Annotated in this window: 13 protein-coding genes; 12 read left to right on the top strand and 1 reads right to left on the bottom strand. The window is 69.0% G+C overall.

Annotated elements, in window-relative coordinates:
• Positions 1-4 precede the first annotated feature (4 nt).
• Genes nuoF through QSK25_RS37305 form a run of 10 tightly spaced genes read left to right on the top strand, consistent with a single transcriptional unit; the run spans position 5 to position 12847 of the window.
• Positions 5-1285, top strand: a complete 1281-nt coding sequence (gene nuoF / locus QSK25_RS37350) for an NADH-quinone oxidoreductase subunit NuoF (RefSeq protein ID WP_285645444.1) — start codon at positions 5-7, stop codon at positions 1283-1285.
• The gene (locus tag QSK25_RS37345) at positions 1282-3732 is read left to right on the top strand and encodes an NADH-quinone oxidoreductase subunit G (protein WP_285645443.1); all 2451 of its coding nucleotides are present in this window, start codon (positions 1282-1284) and stop codon (positions 3730-3732) included. The genes nuoF and QSK25_RS37345 overlap by 4 nt, the downstream gene beginning before the upstream one ends.
• Entirely contained in the window at positions 3729-5051 is a 1323-nt protein-coding gene (gene nuoH, locus QSK25_RS37340) for an NADH-quinone oxidoreductase subunit NuoH (protein WP_285645442.1), read from the top strand. Before QSK25_RS37345 ends, nuoH begins: the two co-directional genes overlap by 4 nt.
• 2 nt (positions 5052-5053) lie before the next feature.
• Complete coding sequence (gene nuoI / locus QSK25_RS37335) at positions 5054-5587, top strand: NADH-quinone oxidoreductase subunit NuoI (protein WP_285645440.1); 534 nt, start codon at positions 5054-5056, stop codon at positions 5585-5587.
• Entirely contained in the window at positions 5584-6438 is an 855-nt protein-coding gene (locus QSK25_RS37330; protein ID WP_502881936.1) for an NADH-quinone oxidoreductase subunit J, read from the top strand. The genes nuoI and QSK25_RS37330 overlap by 4 nt, the downstream gene beginning before the upstream one ends.
• On the top strand, positions 6435-6734 hold the full coding sequence (nuoK, locus tag QSK25_RS37325; protein ID WP_030473209.1) for an NADH-quinone oxidoreductase subunit NuoK: 300 nt from the start codon (positions 6435-6437) through the stop codon (positions 6732-6734). The genes QSK25_RS37330 and nuoK overlap by 4 nt, the downstream gene beginning before the upstream one ends.
• A gap of 10 nt (positions 6735-6744) precedes the next feature.
• On the top strand, positions 6745-8682 hold the full coding sequence (nuoL, locus tag QSK25_RS37320; protein ID WP_285645434.1) for an NADH-quinone oxidoreductase subunit L: 1938 nt from the start codon (positions 6745-6747) through the stop codon (positions 8680-8682).
• Complete coding sequence (locus QSK25_RS37315) at positions 8679-10247, top strand: NADH-quinone oxidoreductase subunit M (RefSeq protein WP_285645432.1); 1569 nt, start codon at positions 8679-8681, stop codon at positions 10245-10247. The genes nuoL and QSK25_RS37315 overlap by 4 nt, the downstream gene beginning before the upstream one ends.
• A gap of 1 nt (position 10248) precedes the next feature.
• Entirely contained in the window at positions 10249-11826 is a 1578-nt protein-coding gene (gene nuoN, locus QSK25_RS37310; protein ID WP_285645431.1) for an NADH-quinone oxidoreductase subunit NuoN, read from the top strand.
• 37 nt (positions 11827-11863) lie between these two features.
• The gene (locus QSK25_RS37305) at positions 11864-12847 is read left to right on the top strand and encodes a polyprenyl synthetase family protein (RefSeq protein WP_285645679.1); all 984 of its coding nucleotides are present in this window, start codon (positions 11864-11866) and stop codon (positions 12845-12847) included.
• Positions 12848-12850: 3 nt separating this feature from the next.
• Here the strand turns inward: QSK25_RS37305 and rarD are convergent, their stop codons facing one another.
• Entirely contained in the window at positions 12851-13774 is a 924-nt protein-coding gene (gene rarD / locus QSK25_RS37300; RefSeq protein ID WP_285645430.1) for an EamA family transporter RarD, read from the bottom strand.
• A gap of 145 nt (positions 13775-13919) precedes the next feature.
• Here rarD and QSK25_RS37295 point away from each other — a divergent pair, with 145 nt between their 5' ends.
• Entirely contained in the window at positions 13920-15938 is a 2019-nt protein-coding gene (locus tag QSK25_RS37295; protein WP_285645428.1) for a sunset domain-containing protein, read from the top strand.
• Between the two features lie 63 nt (positions 15939-16001).
• Positions 16002-16925, top strand: coding sequence for a catalase family peroxidase (locus QSK25_RS37290; protein ID WP_285645427.1), 924 nt, complete (start codon positions 16002-16004; stop codon positions 16923-16925).
• Positions 16926-16939 lie beyond the last annotated feature (14 nt).

Here is a 16939-nt window from a genome sequence, read left to right as displayed (position 1 = left end):
GAAAATGGTTGACCCGCTGACTCCCGTTCTCACCAAGCGCTGGACCGAGCCCAGGTCCTGGACCATCGAGACCTACGAGCGCACCGGTGGCTACACCGCGCTGCCGAAGGCTCTCAAGGCCCACCCGGACCAGCTCATCCAGCAGTGCAAGGACTCCGGACTGCGCGGCCGCGGCGGCGCGGGGTTCCCCACCGGCATGAAGTGGGGCTTCATCCCGCAGGGCGACGGCAAGCCGCACTACCTCGTCATCAACGCCGACGAGGGCGAGCCGGGCACCTGCAAGGACATCCCCACGATGATGGCGGACCCGCACTCGCTGATCGAGGGCGTGATCATCACGTCGTACGCGATCCGCGCGAACTTCGCGGCGATCTACGTCCGCGGCGAGGTCCTGCACTGCATCCGCCGCCTCAACGCGGCGGTGCGCGAGGCGTACGCCAAGGGCTACCTGGGCAAGGACATCCTCGGCAGCGGGTTCGACCTGGACCTCGTGATCCACGCCGGCGCCGGCGCGTACATCTGCGGCGAGGAGACCGCGCTGCTCGACTCGCTGGAGGGCCGTCGCGGCCAGCCGCGGCTCAAGCCGCCGTTCCCCGCGACCTCGGGCCTCTACGCGTCGCCCACCGTGGTGAACAACGTCGAGACCATCGCGTCGGTTCCCTTCATCGTCAACGGTGGGGCGGACTGGTTCCGCGAGATGGGTCGCGACCGGTCGCCCGGTCCGAAGATCTACTCGCTGTCCGGCCACGTCACGAACCCCGGCCAGTACGAGGCGCCGATGGGCACGACCCTGCGGCAGCTGCTCGACATGGCCGGCGGCATGAAGGACGGCATCCCGCTGAAGTTCTGGACGCCGGGTGGTTCGTCCACCCCGCTGTTCACCGCGGAGCACCTCGACGTGCCGCTGGACTTCGAGGGTGCCGCCGAGGCCGGGTCGATGCTGGGCACCACCGCCCTGCAGATCTTCAACGAGACCGTGTCCGTGCCGTGGGCCGTCATGAAGTGGACGGAGTTCTACAAGCACGAGTCGTGCGGCAAGTGCACGCCGTGCCGCGAGGGCACGTACTGGCTCGTGCAGATCCTGCAGCGGATGGTCGCGGGCAACGGCACGGCGAGCGACATCGACACGTTGCTCGACGTCTGCGACAACATCCTCGGCCGTTCCTTCTGCGCGCTCGGTGACGGTGCCGTCAGCCCGATCACCAGCGGCATCAAGTACTTCAAGGACGAGTTCCTGGCCCTTTGCGACCAGAACTCCAAGGTCCTGGCTGGAGCGAACGCATGACCATCGCCCCTGACAAGAACAGCACCGACGACGTCGTCGTGCCCGAGGGTCACGTCAAGCTCGTCATCGACGGCGAGACCGTCGTCGCGCCCAAGGGCGAGCTGCTGATCCGCACGGCCGAGCGCCTCGGCACGGTCATCCCGCGCTTCTGCGACCACCCGCTGCTGGAGCCCGCGGGCGCCTGCCGCCAGTGCCTCGTCGAGGTCGAGATGGGCGGCCGGCCGATGCCGAAGCCGCAGGCCTCCTGCACGATGACGGTCGCGGACGGCATGGTCGTGAAGACCCAGCTGACCTCGCCGGTCGCGGACAAGGCCCAGCAGGGTGTGATGGAGCTGCTGCTCATCAACCACCCGCTGGACTGTCCGATCTGCGACAAGGGCGGTGAGTGCCCGCTGCAGAACCAGGCGATCGCCCACGGTCGCAGCGACTCCCGCTTCCACGAGCACAAGCGGACGTTCCCGAAGCCGATCAACATCTCCACGCAGGTGCTGCTCGACCGCGAACGCTGCGTGCTCTGCCAGCGCTGCACCCGGTTCTCCGCGCAGATCGCCGGCGACCCGTTCATCGAGCTGCTCGAGCGCGGTGCGCAGCAGCAGATCGGTGTGGCGAAGGAGAAGCCGTTCCAGAGCTACTTCTCCGGCAACACCATCCAGATCTGCCCGGTCGGCGCCCTGACGAGTGCCGCCTACCGCTTCCGCGCCCGGCCGTTCGACCTCGTGTCGACGCCGAGCGTGTGCGAGCACTGCTCCTCCGGGTGTGCCGAGCGCACCGACTGGCGGCGCGGCAAGGTGCAGCGCAAGCTCGCCGGCGACGACCCGCAGGTCAACGAGGAGTGGATCTGCGACAAGGGCCGGTTCGCCTTCCGCTACGCCACGACCGGTGACCGCTTCAAGCGGCCGCTGGTGCGCGACGCGGAGTCCGGTGAGCTGCGCGAGTCGTCCTGGACCGAGGCTCTGCAGGTCGCGTCCGCGGGTCTGCTGGCGGCACGGGACGCGAACGGCGTCGGCGTGCTGACCGGTGGCCGGCTGACCGTCGAGGACGCCTACGCGTACTCGAAGTTCGCCCGGATCGCGTTGCACACCAACGACATCGACTTCCGCGCCCGGCCGCACAGCGCCGAGGAGCTGGAGTTCCTGTCCGGCACCACGGTGTTCACCAACCCGGACAACGGCGTGACCTTCCAGGGCATCGAGGCCGCACCGGCCGCCCTGCTGGTCGCGTTCGAGCCCGAGGAAGAGGCGCCGATCGTCTTCCTGCGCCTGCGCAAGGCCGCGCGCACCGGCAGGACGAAGGTCTTCCACCTCGGTCAGTTCACGACCCCGGCCGTGGAGAAGACGTTCGGCACGCTGCTCGCCTGCGTGCCCGGTGCCGAGGCGAACGCCATCAACGCGTTGCCGGAGCACGCTTCCGACGTCGTCGAGCTGCTGTCCAAGCCCGGCGCGGTGATCCTGGTCGGCGAACGCGCCGCCGTGATCCCCGGCGCGTTCACCGCGGTCGCGAGGCTCGCGGAGCGCACCGGCGCCAAGGTCGCGTGGATTCCCCGCCGTGCCGGTGAGCGCGGCGCGCTCGCGGTCGGTGCCACGCCGAACCTGCTGCCCGGCGGTCGCCACGTCAGCAACGCCACCGCGCGCACCGAGGTCGAGCGCACCTGGGGTGTCGAGGAGGGCTCGCTGCCCGCGACCCCCGGCCGCGACACCACGGGCATCCTCGAGGCCGCCGCGAACGGCGAGCTGTCCGGCCTGCTGGTCGGCGGCGTCGACCCGTTCGACCTGCCGGACCCGCGACTCGCGGAGAAGGCGTTGGCGGGGGCCGGTTTCATCGTCAGCCTGGAGATGCGTCCGAGCGCGGTCACCGCGTACGCCGACGTCGTGCTCCCGATCGCCCCGGCGGTCGAGAAGGCCGGCAGCTTCCTCAACTGGGAGGGCCGCCGCCGCGAGTTCGGCCTGACGCTCGAAGGCACCGGGTCGCTGCCGGACTGCCGCGTGCTCGACACCCTCGCGGTGGAGATGGACGCGGACCTGTTCACGCAGACGCCCGCCGCCTCGGCCGCCGACCTGGCCCGGCTCGGTGAGGGCGCCGTCACCGGCTCCTCGCTGAACGTCGCCGCGCCGCTGGTCTCCCCGGCCGGTCCCGGCCAGGCCGTCCTCGCCACCTGGCACCGCCTGATCGGCAACGGTTCGCTCCAGGTCGACGAGCCGCACCTCGCCGGCACGGCCCGCCCGGTCGTCGCGAAGGTCGCCGAGGCCACCGCACAGCAGTTCGGCCTGGAGAACGGCGGTCAGGTCACGGTCTCCACCGACCGCGGCGCGATCACGCTCCCGGTCGAGACCGACGACCTGCCCGAGGGCGTCATCTGGCTGCCCACCAACTCGGGTGACGTGACCGTGCGCCGCACGCTCGGCGCGGGCCACGGTTCGATCGTCTCCGTCAGCGGAGGAAACTCATGATCCAGCACGTCCTCGCGGCGGAGAACGGGAAGACCGCGGAACTGCTCGCGGACGACCCGATCTGGCTCGTCCTGATCAAGGTCGTCGCGATCTTCGCCTTCCTCGTGGTCATGACCCTGTTCATGATCAACTGGGAGCGCAAGGTCGTCGCGCGCATGCAGCACCGCCCCGGCCCCAACCGGGTCGGCCCGAACGGCTGGCTCCAGTCGCTCGCGGACGGTCTGAAGCTCGCGTTCAAGGAGGACATCCGCCCGGTCCTCGCGGACAAGTGGGTGTTCTTCCTCGCCCCGGTGATCTCCTGCATCCCCGCGTTCCTCGCGTTCTCGGTGATCCCGCTCGCGGGTGAGGTCAACCTGTTCGGCCAGCAGACCGCGCTGCAGCTCGTCGACCTCCCGGTCGGCGTGCTCGTGGTGCTCGCCTGCTCCTCGATCGGCGTCTACGGCATCGTGCTGTCCGGCTGGGCCTCCGGCTCGCCGTACCCGCTGCTCGGCGCGCTGCGGTCGGCCGCGCAGGTGATCTCCTACGAGATCGCGATGGGCCTGTCGATCGTCGCGGTGATCATGTTCACCGGCTCGATGTCGACCGGTGACATCGTCGGCGCGCAGGCGACCACGGTGCTCGGCTTCGCGCCCGGCTGGTTCGGCCTGCTGCTCTTCCCCAGCTTCGCGATCTACGTCGTGTCGATGGTCGGCGAGACCAACCGCGCCCCGTTCGACCTCCCCGAGGCCGAGTCGGAGCTCGTCGGTGGTTTCCACACGGAGTACAGCTCGCTGAAGTTCGCGCTGTTCTTCCTCGCCGAGTACGTGAACATGGTGACGGTGTCGGCGCTCGCGACGACGCTCTTCCTCGGTGGCTACCACGCCCCGTGGAGCGGCGACTTCATGAACACCGGCTGGTGGGGCCTGCTCTGGTTCATCATCAAGACGCTGGCCTTCCTGTTCCTCTTCATCTGGCTGCGCGGCACGCTGCCCCGCATGCGCTACGACCAGTTCATGCGCCTGGGCTGGAAGGTGCTGGTCCCGACCAGCCTCGTCTGGATCATGGCCGTCGCGGTCATCCGCACCGGTGCGATCCAGCAGCTCTCCACGGCGCAGCGGCTCATCGCGCTCGGCGTCATCGTCGGGCTCGTGCTGCTGGTCTCGTTCCTGCTGCCGGACAAGAAGGTCCAGGACACCAAGGGCGTTCCGCTCGCGGGTTCGGGCTTCCCCGTCCCGCCGCTGGACCTCGCGGTCCCCAAGTCAGCGCCCAAGCGCAAGGTCAAGGTCGCCACCATTCCCCAGGAAACGGCTGCCGTCACCACCGGTAAGGAGGCTGAGTAGGGATGTTCGAGTCCCTGAAAGGCTTCGGCGTCACCTTCGGCACCATGTTCAAGAAGGTGGTGACGGAGGAGTACCCCGAGGTCAAGAAGGTGACCGCGCCGCGGTTCCACGGCCGTCACCAGCTGAACCGGCACCCGGACGGGCTGGAGAAGTGCGTCGGCTGCGAGCTGTGCGCGTGGGCCTGCCCGGCGGACGCGATCTTCGTCGAGGGTGGCGACAACACCGAGGAAGCCCGCTACTCACCGGGTGAGCGCTTCGGTGCCGACTACCAGATCAACTACCTGCGCTGCATCGGCTGCGGCCTGTGCATCGAGGCCTGCCCGACCCGTTCGCTCACGATGACGAACGAGTACGAGCTCGCCGACGACAACCGCCAGGACCTGATCTTCACGAAGGAGGACCTGCTCGCCCCGCTGCTGCCCGGCATGGAGCAGCCGCCGCACCCGATGCGGTTGGGCGACAACGAGCAGGACTACTACGTGAACGGTCCGCAGTTGGCGAAGGTGGCCCAAGAAGGCAAGGGGGCCCAGCAGTGAGCCTCCTCGTCAGCTTCCTGGCGCAGCAGCAGCCGGAACCGGTGCAGCGCGTGGTCGACACGGTCACCACGGGCGAGGCGATCTCGTTCTGGGTGCTGGGTCCGCTGGCCCTGGCCGGCGCGCTCGGCATGCTCTTCGCGCGCAACGCCGTGCACTCCGCGCTCTGGCTCGTCGTGACGATGCTCAGCCTCGGTGTGCTGTACATGATCCAGCAGGCGCCGTTCCTCGGCTTCGTGCAGATCATCGTCTACACCGGCGCGATCATGATGCTGTTCCTGTTCGTGCTGATGATGGTCGGCCGCGACAGTTCGGACTCCGTCGTCGAAGTCATCCGGGGACAACGACTCGCGGCCGCGTTGCTCGGCATCGGGTTCGCGATCCTGATGGTCGGCTCGGTCGCCCGCGCGCTCACGTCGGTCGACTCCCGCGGTCTCGCCGAGGCGAACACCACCAACGGCGGCAACGTCGGCAACATCGGCCAGAAGCTCTTCACGGACTACCTGTTCGCGTTCGAGCTCACCTCGGCGCTGCTGATCACCGCCGCCCTCGGCGCGATGATCCTGGCGTTCGTCGGCCGTGACGGGAAGCCCGCCAAGAAGACGCAGAAGGAACTCGTCGAGGAGCGCTTCCAGGAGGGCAAGCGGGTCGGCTCGCTGCCCGGACCCGGCGTCTTCGCCACCGCGAACTCGGTGGCCACCCCCGCCCTGCTGCCCGACGGCACGGTGGCGGAGGAGTCGCTGTTCGAGGTCATCGAGGCGACCGACAAGTCCAAGCTCTCGGACGACGTCGCCGGGGTGGCCGGTACCGCCCACGAGGCGGACGCGCACGCGCTCAAGGGAAGTGAGTCGTGACCCCCACCTACTACCTGCTGCTGTCGGCACTGCTGTTCAGCATCGGCGCCGTCGGCGTGCTGGTGCGCCGCAACGCCATCGTGGTCTTCATGTGCGTCGAGCTCATGCTCAACGCGGTCAACCTGAGCCTCGTGACGTTCGCGCGGATCAACGGCTCGCTCGACGGTCAGGTGATGGCGTTCTTCGTGATGGTCGTCGCCGCGGCGGAGGTCGTCGTCGGCCTCGCGATCATCATGTCCATCTTCCGGACGCGTCGCTCGGCCTCGGTCGACGACTCGAACCTGCTGAAGTACTGAGGGGTCACCGGTGACGGAACCTGTTGCCGCCAGCGGGGTCGCTTCTCTCGCCTGGCTGTTGTTGGCGCTGCCCGCGTTCGGCGCGGCGGTGCTGTTGGTCAGTGGCAAGCGCGCCGACAAGTGGGGCCACCTGCTCGGCAGCGCGACGCTCCTGGCGTCGTTCGGCTACGCGCTCGCGTTGTTCTTCTCGACCGTCGGCATCTCCAACGCCGAGGAGCGGGTGCAGAACCTGCACCTGTTCAACTGGATCGACGTCAACGCGCTGACCGTCGAGTTCGGACTGCGACTCGACCCGTTGTCGCTCACGTTCGTGCTGCTGATCACCGGTGTGGGCTCGCTGATCCACATCTACTCGATCGGCTACATGGCGCACGAGGAAGGCAGGCGCAAGTTCTTCGCCTACCTGAACCTCTTCGTGTCCGCGATGCTCCTGCTGGTGCTGGGCAACGGTTTCGTGACCCTGTACTTCGGCTGGGAGGGCGTCGGTCTCGCCTCGTACCTGCTGATCGGCTGGTACCAGTACAAGCCGGAAGCGGCGTCGGCGGCCAAGAAGGCCTTCCTGATGAACCGCGTCGGTGACCTGGGCCTCGCCATCGCGATCTTCCTGATGTTCAACAAGCTCGGGACGACGCAGTACACCGAGGTCTTCAGCCGCGTCAGCGAGTTCTCCTCGGCCGAGGTCCTCGCGATCACGCTGCTGCTGCTCCTGGGCGCCTGCGGCAAGTCGGGTCAGTTCCCGCTCCAGGCCTGGTTGCCGGACGCGATGGCCGGCCCGACCCCGGTGTCCGCCCTGATCCACGCGGCGACGATGGTCACCGCGGGCGTGTACCTCATCGCCCGCTCGAACCCGCTCTACAACCTGAGCGAGGACGGCCGCCTGGTCGTCATGATCATCGGTGGCGTCACGCTGCTGATCGGTTGCATCATCGGTTGCGCCTACGACGACTTCAAGAAGGTCCTGGCGTACTCGACGGTCTCGCAGATCGGCTACATGATCCTCGCCGTGGGCCTCGGCCCGATCGGCTACGCGCTCGGCATCATGCACCTGCTGACGCACGGCTTCTTCAAGGCCGGGCTCTTCCTCGGTGCCGGTTCGGTCATGCACGGCATGAACGACGAGGGCAACATCCGCCGGATGGGCGGGCTCTACAAGTTCCTGCCGATCACCTTCGTCACCTGGACGCTCGGCTACCTCGCGCTGATCGGCATCCCGCCGTTCGCGGGCTACTTCTCGAAGGACGCCATCATCGCGGCGGCGTTCACCGGTGAGGGCTGGCGCCCGTGGGTCTTCGGCGGTGTCGCACTGCTCGGTGCCGCGCTGACCGCGTTCTACATGACGCGCCTGCTGATCCTCGTCTTCCTCGGCCAGCCCCGCTGGAAGGAACTGAAGGCGGAGAACGGCAAGGACTACCACCCGCACGAGTCCCCGCTGTCGATGACCGTTCCGATGATCATCCTCGCGGTCGGCTCGATCGGTGGCGGCTGGTTCCTCTCCTCCGGCGGACGTCTCGCCGAGTGGCTCGAGCCCTCGCTGGGCGAGCTGAAGGAAGAGCACGGCGTCATCTCGCACGGCATGGTCGGCATCCTGACCGTGGCGCTCGCCCTGGTCGGCGCCGGTCTCGCGTTCCTGCTCTTCGGCCGCCGCAAGCAGCCGGTCGAGCGTCCGGTGCGGGTGTCCTGGCCGGTGCGCGCGGCCCGTGCGGACCTCTACGGCAACGCACTGAACGAGGCCCTGTTCGCGCGGCCGGGCACCTGGCTCACCCGCGCGCTGGTGTTCCTCGACCTGAAGGGCGTCGACGGTGTCGTCAACGGCACCGCGGCGCTGCTCGGCGGTAGCTCCGGCCGGTTGCGCAGGCTGCAGACCGGGTTCGTCCGCTCCTACGCACTGTCCATGCTGCTGGGCTCGATCTTCGTGCTCGGGGCGCTCCTGGTGGTGAGGTTCTCGTGACCTGGGTTCTGATCGCACTGCTGGTGGTGCCGCTGGTCGGCGCGCTGGTGGTGGCGTTCCTGCGCAAGGACGACAAGAAGGCCAAGCTCGTCGCGCTGGCGTTCTCGCTCGTCGAGCTCGTGCTGGCCGTCCTGCTCTGGACCGCGTACGACCCGGACGGCGACCGCATCCAGCTCGCCACCGGGGTGGACTGGATCCCGGCGTTCGGCGTCCGGCTCTCGTTCGGCATCGACGGCATCGCGCTGGTGATGATCGCGGTCATCGCGCTGCTGATCCCGCTGGTGATCGGTGCCGGCTGGACCGAGAAGCTGCCCGCCGGGCGTTCGCAGGGCGGCTACCTCTCGCTGATCCTGGTCCAGGAGGCCGTGACGGTCGCGGTGTTCGCCGCCACCGACGTCTTCCTGTTCTACGTCCTCTTCGAGGTCATGCTCATCCCGATGTACTTCCTGATCGGCGGCTACGGCGGCGCGCGCAGGCAGTACGCGGCGGTCAAGTTCTTCCTGTACTCGTTCCTCGGCGGCCTGATCATGCTGGCCTCCGCGATCGGCGCCTACGCGATGGCGTCGGACGAGCTGGGCAAGGGCACGTTCGACTGGGCGACCCTCGTGACCGTGGTCCGCGACGCCGACTCGACGACGCAGACCTGGCTGTTCCTCGGCTTCTTCCTGGCGTTCGCGATCAAGGCGCCGCTCGTGCCGTTCCACACCTGGCTGCCCGACGCGGCCGCCGAGGCGCCCATCGGCGTCACGGTCATCGTCGTCGGCATCCTGGACAAGGTCGGCACGTTCGGCATGCTGCGCTACCTGCTGCCGATGTTCCCCGAGGCGTCGAAGAACCTGGCGCCGCTGGTGCTCGTGCTCGCGGTGGCCGGTGTCCTTTATGGATCGCTGCTCGCCACGGGCCAGCGGGACATGAAGCGGTTCCTCGCCTACGTCTCGATCGCCCACTTCGGCTTCATCGCGCTCGGCATCTTCTCGTTCACGTCGCAGGCGGGCGTGGGCTCGGTGTCGTACATGCTCAACCACTCGATCTCGACCGGCATGCTGATCCTCGTGGTCGGCATGATCATCGCGCGCGGTGGTTCGTCGCTGATCTCCGACTACGGCGGCATGTCCAAGGTGGCGCCGCTGCTCGCGGGCATGCTGCTGATCTCCGGCCTGACCACGCTGTCGCTGCCGGGCACGAACTCGTTCGTCTCCGAGTTCCTCGTGCTGATCGGCTCGTTCCCGACGCAGCCGGTGTTCACGATCATCGCGACGGTCGGCATGGTGCTCGCCGCGCTCTACGTGCTGTGGCTCTACCAGCGGATCATGACCGGCCCGCTGCGCGGCGACGCGCTCCTGGGTGCGGCCGCCGGTCCGGGTGCTGTGGGAGACCCGGAGAAGAAGACCACGATCGGCGACCTCACCAAGCGCGAGATCGCCGTCCTGGCACCGCTCGTTGTCATCGTGCTGGCCCTCGGGTTCTACCCGCAGCCGGTGCTCGACGTCATCACCCCGACTGTCGGGGCGACGCTGACCGAGGTCGGCGTGACCGACCCGGTCACCGTGCAGGAAGGCAAGTGACGTGAACCTTCTCGTCGCTCAGGCGCAGACGATCGAGGCGCCGGAGATCGAATACGGCGCCATCGCGCCGCTGCTGATCGTGCTCGGCGCGGCCTGCGTCAGCGTGCTGCTGGAAGCGTTGCTGCCCAAGCACCAGCGGTGGGCGGTGCAGCTCGTGCTGACGCTCGTGTCGATGGTCGCCGCCACCGGCACGCTGATCGTCTACGCGACGTCGGACCGCCCGGAGACGGGCATCGCGACGCTGGCGGGCGCGATCGCGGTCGACTCGCCGTCGCTCTTCCTGTGGGCCACGTTGCTGGTGCTGGCGTTCGGCAGCGTGCTGCTGATCGCGGACCGCTCGGTGGAGCCCGGTGGCGCGTTCGTGGCGCAGGCCGCGATCCGTCCCGGCACCGTGCAGGACCGCGCGCAGGCGACGAAGACCGGCATGCAGACCGAGGTCTTCCCGCTCACGCTGTTCGCGCTCGGCGGCATGATGACGTTCGTCGCCGCGAACGACCTGCTGACGATGTTCATCGCGCTGGAAGTCCTGTCGCTGCCGCTGTACCTGCTGTGCGGTCTGGCTCGCCGCCGTCGCCTGCTCTCGCAGGAAGCGGCCGTGAAGTACTTCCTGCTCGGCGCGTTCGCCTCCGCGTTCTTCCTCTACGGCGTGGCCCTGCTCTACGGCTACGCGGGTTCGGTGAAGCTCTCGGCGATCGCGACGGCCGCAGGCGGCACCGACCGTTCCGACACGCTGCTGTTCGCGGGCTTCGGCCTGCTGGTGGTGGGCCTGCTGTTCAAGGCCGCCGTCGGTCCGTTCCACGCCTGGACCCCGGACGTGTACCAGGGCGCGCCGACGCCGGTGACGGCGTTCATGGCCGCGTGCACCAAGGTCGCCGCGTTCGGCGGCATCCTGCGCGTGCTCACGGTCGCGTTCGAGAACACGCAGTGGGAGTGGCGCGGCGTGCTCTACGCCGTCGCGGTCGTGTCGATGGTGATCGGCGCGATCCTGGGCCTGACCCAGACCGACGTGAAGCGCATGATCGCGTACTCCTCGGTGGCGCACGCCGGCTTCCTGCTGATCGGCTCGATCGCGCTGACGCCCGAGGGCGACGCCCCCGGTGTGAGCGCGACCATGTTCTACCTGCTGGCGTACGGCTTCACCACGATCGCCGCGTTCGGCATCGTGTCGCTGGTCCGCAACTCGGACGGCGAGGCGACGCACCTGTCGCAGTGGGCGGGTCTCGCGAAGCGGTCGCCGATCGTGGCGGCCACCTTCACGTTCCTGCTGCTGGCCCTGGCCGGCATCCCGCTGACGTCCGGCTTCATCGGCAAGTTCGTCGTGTTCAGCGCGGCGATCGAGGCCGGCCTGACGCCGCTCGTGGTGATCGCCCTGGTGGCCTCGGCCGTCGCGGCGTTCTTCTACCTGCGGGTGATCGTGCTGATGTACTTCAGCGACCCGGCTCCCGACGGCCCGACCGTCACCGTGCCCGGCGCGTTCACCACGATCGCGATCACGTTGGGTGCCGTCGTGACCTTGGTGCTGGGTTTGTGGCCCACGTTCGTGCTCGATTGGGCGGGTACCGGCACCTTCCTCAGCTAGGTGTACGTAGGCTGCTGGTGTGACCAGTAGCGAGCATTTGGGACCGGGGTTCGCGTTGGTGGACCCCGTGCTCACCGAGGTAGTCCAGGACGGCCTGGCCGAGGTGGAGCGCAACCTGCACGACGTCGTGCAGAGCGAGTTCACCCCGGTCACGGAAACCTCGCTTCACCTTGTGGAGGCGGGCGGAAAGCGGATCCGCCCGCTCTTCACACTGCTCGCATCGCAGTTCGGCGCCGACTGGGACCGGGAGAAGGTCATCAAGGCGGCCACTGTGGTGGAGCTCACCCACCTCGCGACGCTCTACCACGACGACGTCATGGACGAGGCGACCATGCGGCGCGGAGCTGTCTCCGCGAACGTCAAGTGGGACAACAGCATCGCGATCCTGACGGGCGACTTCCTGTTCGCCCACGCGTCCCGGCTGACCGCCGACCTGGGGACCGACGCGGCGCGGATCATCGCGGAGACCTTCTCGCTCCTGGTGACCGGTCAGATGCGCGAGACCGTCGGCCCTCAGCCCGGCGAGGACGCCATCTCCCACTACCTCAAGGTGATCGAGGAGAAGACCGGCTGCCTGATCGCCACGGCGGCCCGGTTCGGCGGCATGTTCTCCGACGCCACCGACGAGCAGACGGACGCGCTGCGCCGCTACGCCGAGGTGATCGGGGCGGCGTTCCAGATCTCCGACGACGTCATCGACATCGCGTCGCCGTCGGTGACCTCGGGCAAGACGCCCGGCACCGACCTGCGCGAGGGCGTGAAGACGCTGCCGATGCTCTACGCGCTGGCCGACCCGTCCGAGACGCGGCTCGCCGAACTGCTGGCGGGGCCGATCTCCGACGACGCCCTCGTCGAAGAGGCCCTGGACCTGCTGCGCGAGTCCGCGGGCATGGACCGCTCGCGCGAGGTCCTCGCCGACTACGTCGACCGGGCCAGGGTCGAGCTCGGCAAGCTGCCGCAGTGCCCGGCCCGCGACGCCCTCGAAGAGCTGGCCGTGTACGTGGTGGAGCGTTCCCGGTAGTGCTCAGCTGACCGGCGCGAGCACCTGCTTGCGCCGGTTCCTCAGCGCGTCGACCGTGAAGAACGCCAGGGCGAGCCACACCAGGCCGAACCCGATCCACCGGCTGGCCGGCATCGGCTCGTGCACCACGAACACGCCCCACGCGAACTGCAGGATCGGCGCGATGTACTGGAGCATCCCCATGGTGCTCAACGGGATCAGCCGCGCGCCGGCCCCGAACAGCAGCAACGGGATCACTGTGACGACGCCGGTGCTGAGGAGCAGCAGCACGTGACCGGTGCCCTCGGTCGTGAAGGTGTTCGCACTGCCGAGCGTGAACAGGTAGACCAACGCGATCGGCGCGATCACGGCGTTCTCCGCGGTGAGGCTGGAGATCGCGTCCAGCGGCACCTTCTTCTTCAGCAGCCCGTAGGTGCCGAAGGAACAGGCCAGGATCAGCGAGATCACCGGAAGCCTGCCGTAGTCGATGGTGAGCACGATCACAGCGATCACGGCCACGCCGATCGCCGCGACCTGAGTGATGCGCAATCGTTCCTTGAGGAAGATCATGCCCAGTGCCACGCTCACCAACGGGTTGATGAAGTAGCCGAGCGCGGCCTCGACGACATGATGGCTGTTGACGGCGTAGATGTACGTTCCCCAGTTCACCGTGATCAAGACGGCGGCTGCGGTAACGATGAGCCAGCCTCTCCCGGATAGTTCCAGGAGAGGACGCCAGCGCCGGAGCAGGGCGACGACGATGGCGAGGGTGACGAACGACCAGACGATCCGGTGCGCGAGCACCTCGACCGGCTGGGCGGGTACGAGCAGTGGCCAGTACGCCGGGAACAGGCCCCAAAGGACGTAGGCGAGTGCGCCGTAGGTGACCCCTCGCCCCTGGGTGTGAACTTCTGGCGAACTGATGGCCGAGGTGGTCAGAGGGGGCACAAAATCCCACTCTACGCTGGGCTTTCCACCCGTTATTTGCGCTGAACGGCGTAGTGACGGAGCATCATCAAAGGCACTGTAGTTTGGCCATGCTCACCCTTCCGAGTGAGTGGGGTCGGAGTGTGGTCGTAGAAGGGGCTTACCCGTGAACATCTTCGGGCAGGTCTGGCTGTGGAGCCTGCTGTCCTTCGTTGCGGGAGTGCTGCTCACCTGGTTGGTGATGGTGCGCCCCGCGCGAAAGCAGATCGCCGACCTGGATGATCAACTTCTCGACGCGCGCAGGTCGGCCAAGCCGGTCCCGGCCGCCGTCACCGTCGACGACTTCGAGGTCGACGAGTGGGAGGCCGCGCCGCCGCGATCGTTGAGCGACGAGGTGCTGACGCCGCCCGCGCCCGTGCCGGCGCTGCCGCCGGCACCGACGCCCGCGCCGTACGCCGAGCCGCCCGCGTACTTCGGTGAGCCGGTGCCGGCTCCCGCGCCGGTGTCGCCGCCTCCGCCGCCGGTGGTGGAGGAGGAGGAGCCCGCGGCGCACGAGACGACGACGTTCGACGCCCAGCCTGAGCTGGACGAGGAGCCCGCCGCGCCGGTCCGCCAGTACCTGGAGCCCGAGGAGGCGCAGCGCCGCTTCGAGGAGCAGCTGGCGGAGCAGAAGGCCCTGGCCGACGCCGAGGACGACCGCCCGCGCTCGTTGTTCGAGCGGCTGGCGCCCGAGGCTCCCCCGGAGACCCCGGCGGAGCAGACGACCGTGCTGTCGCAGTCGGGTCTCGAGGCCGCGGACTTCGACGACGAGCCGGAGCTGCCCGCCGAGCAGACCTCGCTCCTGCCGACCGTGCCGCCGGTCGCCGAGCCCGCCACCCCCGCGGCGCCGCCGACGGCCGGTCCCGAGGTCGAGCAGCCGGACGACTTCATCTACCAGCCGCGCGAGGTCTGGGCCCAGGAGGAGCAGGAGGTCTTCCTCGACGAGGCCGCCGAGCAGGAGGACGAGCCGGTCCGCACGCGCTCCGAGCAGACGTCGTTCATCGCCGTCGAGGAGAGCAGCTGGCCCGACAGCGACCTCACCGGCGAGTACCCGGCCGTGCGCGACGAGATCTCCGGCCAGCTGGACGGGTTCACCGAACCCGAGGCCGAGGTCGAGCCGGAGACCGCCGCCGAGCAGACCGGCCTGATCGAGCCGATCACGGACCTGGACGCGCCGCACGTGCGCAACGGCGTCTTCGAGACGACCTCCGCCGAGGAGCCCCAGTTCGCGGAGCCCGAACTCGAGGCGGAGCCGGAGGTCGAGCCCGAGCCCGCGCACTCGCTGCGTGAGGAACCGGCCTACGAGGAGCCCGTCTACGAGGAGTTCGTCGCTCCCGAGCACACCGGCTCGTTCACCATGCCGTTCACGACGCCGGGTGCCCCGCCGCCCGCGCCGTTCTCGGCGTTCGAGCCGCGGGTCGAGGCCGACGAGGTGCCCGAACGCACCCCGCGTGCGGTCGGCGCCGCCTTCTCGCACGGCGTGGAGACCCCGGCGGCCGCACCGGCGGCTCCCGCCCCCGAGCGTTCGCGGTCGCTGTTCGAACCGCTGCTCGACGCCGACGAGCCGTTGCCCGCCCTGGGCCAGACCCGCACGCTCCCGGACACGAGCAACGACCAGCCGTTCGTGCCGAAGTTCGTGCCGAGCGACGAGCCCCTGCTGGCCGCCCCGCCGGAGCCGGACCCGGAGCCCGTCGAACTGCCGCAGCGGCACACCGAGGCGGGCCTGCCGATCCGCGAGGCGCGCCGCAGCACGATGCAGCAGCGCCAGCAGAGCTTCCCGGCGTTCTCGGCGTTCGAGTCCGCGAAGCCGGAAGCCCCCGCGGCCCCGGCGCTGCCGGTCCGCCCGCGGCCGGTCGGCTTCTCGCCGTCCACCGGTGGCGCTCCGTCGAACGCCGGCTCCGGCGGTGGCTCCCCGGCCCGCTTCCAGCAGCCGGAGGGCTTCAACCCGCGCTCGCCGTTCGGTCCGGGCTCGGTGCTGCCGAAGTCGGACGGGCACGCCCCGGCCGCGGACTTCGCGGTGAAGGCGACGCTGACCGGTCGCCGCTACTACTCGCAGGGGTCGTCGAACTTCACCGACACCCGCGCCGACGTGTGGTTCCGCACCGAGGCGGACGCCGAGAAGGCCGGTTTCCGTCCCGCTCCCTGATCGATTACCGCCGAATGGAACGCTGTTCTGGCAGGGGGTGACATGCGCCGATAGCTTCGGCGCATGTCATCCGAGCTGGCGAAATCGCAGATCTCCTCGACGATCGTGGACTCGATCGAGGATCTGAAGGGCACCCACCACGGCTTCCGCCGCGCCCACGCCCGTGGCTTCGTCTACGAGGCCTCGTTCACCCCGTCCGGCGCCGCGGCACCGTTCACCACCGCCCCGCACCTGCAGGGCCCGCCGGTGCGCGCGACCGTCCGCTTCTCGCACACCGACGCCAACCCGCACGCGTTCGACAGCGACCGCTCCGTGCGCGGGTTCGCGACGAAGTTCCACCTCGCCGACGGCACCAACACCGACCTGGTGATGGTGAACGTGGAGCGGTTCGTGGCGGCGACGCCCGAGGAGTTCGTGGACTTCATCAAGGCAGCCAAGGCCGACACGGACGCGCGCGACCCCTCCGTGCCGCACATCAAGTCGTTCGTGGGCGCGCATCCGACCGTCGGTCCCGCGTTGGTGGCGGCCAAGTCCGTGGGGATCCCCGAGAGCTACGGCACGTCCCAGTACTGGGCGATCCACGCGTTCCTGTGGCGTGACGCTGATGGCGTCGTTCGGCCCGTGCGTTACTCGTGGGTGCCCGAGGCCGGTGTCGTGGACGCCGAGGACTCTTCTTCGTGGACCCCGCACCACCTCACCGAGGAACTGCGCGAGCGGCTGCCGATCTCGTTCGTGCTGCGCGTGACGTTCGGCGAGCCCGGTGATCCGACGCACGACTCGACGGTGGCGTGGCCGGCCGATCGCCGTTCCCTCGACGTCGGCCGGATCGAGATCACCGCCGAGGCCGCGGACCAGGAGCACTGGCAGGCGCAGGTGTTCGACCCGACCTCGCTGGTCGACGGCATCGAGATGTCGGACGATCCGGTCCTGGCCGCCCGCAGCACCATCTACGCCGTGTCCTACGACCGCCGCTCGCACCAGCGGTAGAAACGGAAGAGGCC

The sequence above is a fragment of the Lentzea sp. NBRC 102530 genome (genome assembly GCF_030269365.1).
Classification (GTDB): domain Bacteria; phylum Actinomycetota; class Actinomycetes; order Mycobacteriales; family Pseudonocardiaceae; genus Lentzea.
Note: the sequence above shows the minus strand (reverse complement) of the source record. Positions and strands in the feature narration are given on the sequence as shown.

Coding starts and splice junctions, on each gene's coding strand:
- QSK25_RS37290 (WP_285645427.1), top strand. CDS start 16,002: ATGTCATCCGAGCTGGCGAAATCGCAGATCTCCTCGACGATCGTGGAC.
- nuoI (WP_285645440.1), top strand. CDS start 5,054: ATGTTCGAGTCCCTGAAAGGCTTCGGCGTCACCTTCGGCACCATGTTC.
- QSK25_RS37345 (WP_285645443.1), top strand. CDS start 1,282: ATGACCATCGCCCCTGACAAGAACAGCACCGACGACGTCGTCGTGCCC.
- nuoF (WP_285645444.1), top strand. CDS start 5: ATGGTTGACCCGCTGACTCCCGTTCTCACCAAGCGCTGGACCGAGCCC.
- nuoH (WP_285645442.1), top strand. CDS start 3,729: ATGATCCAGCACGTCCTCGCGGCGGAGAACGGGAAGACCGCGGAACTG.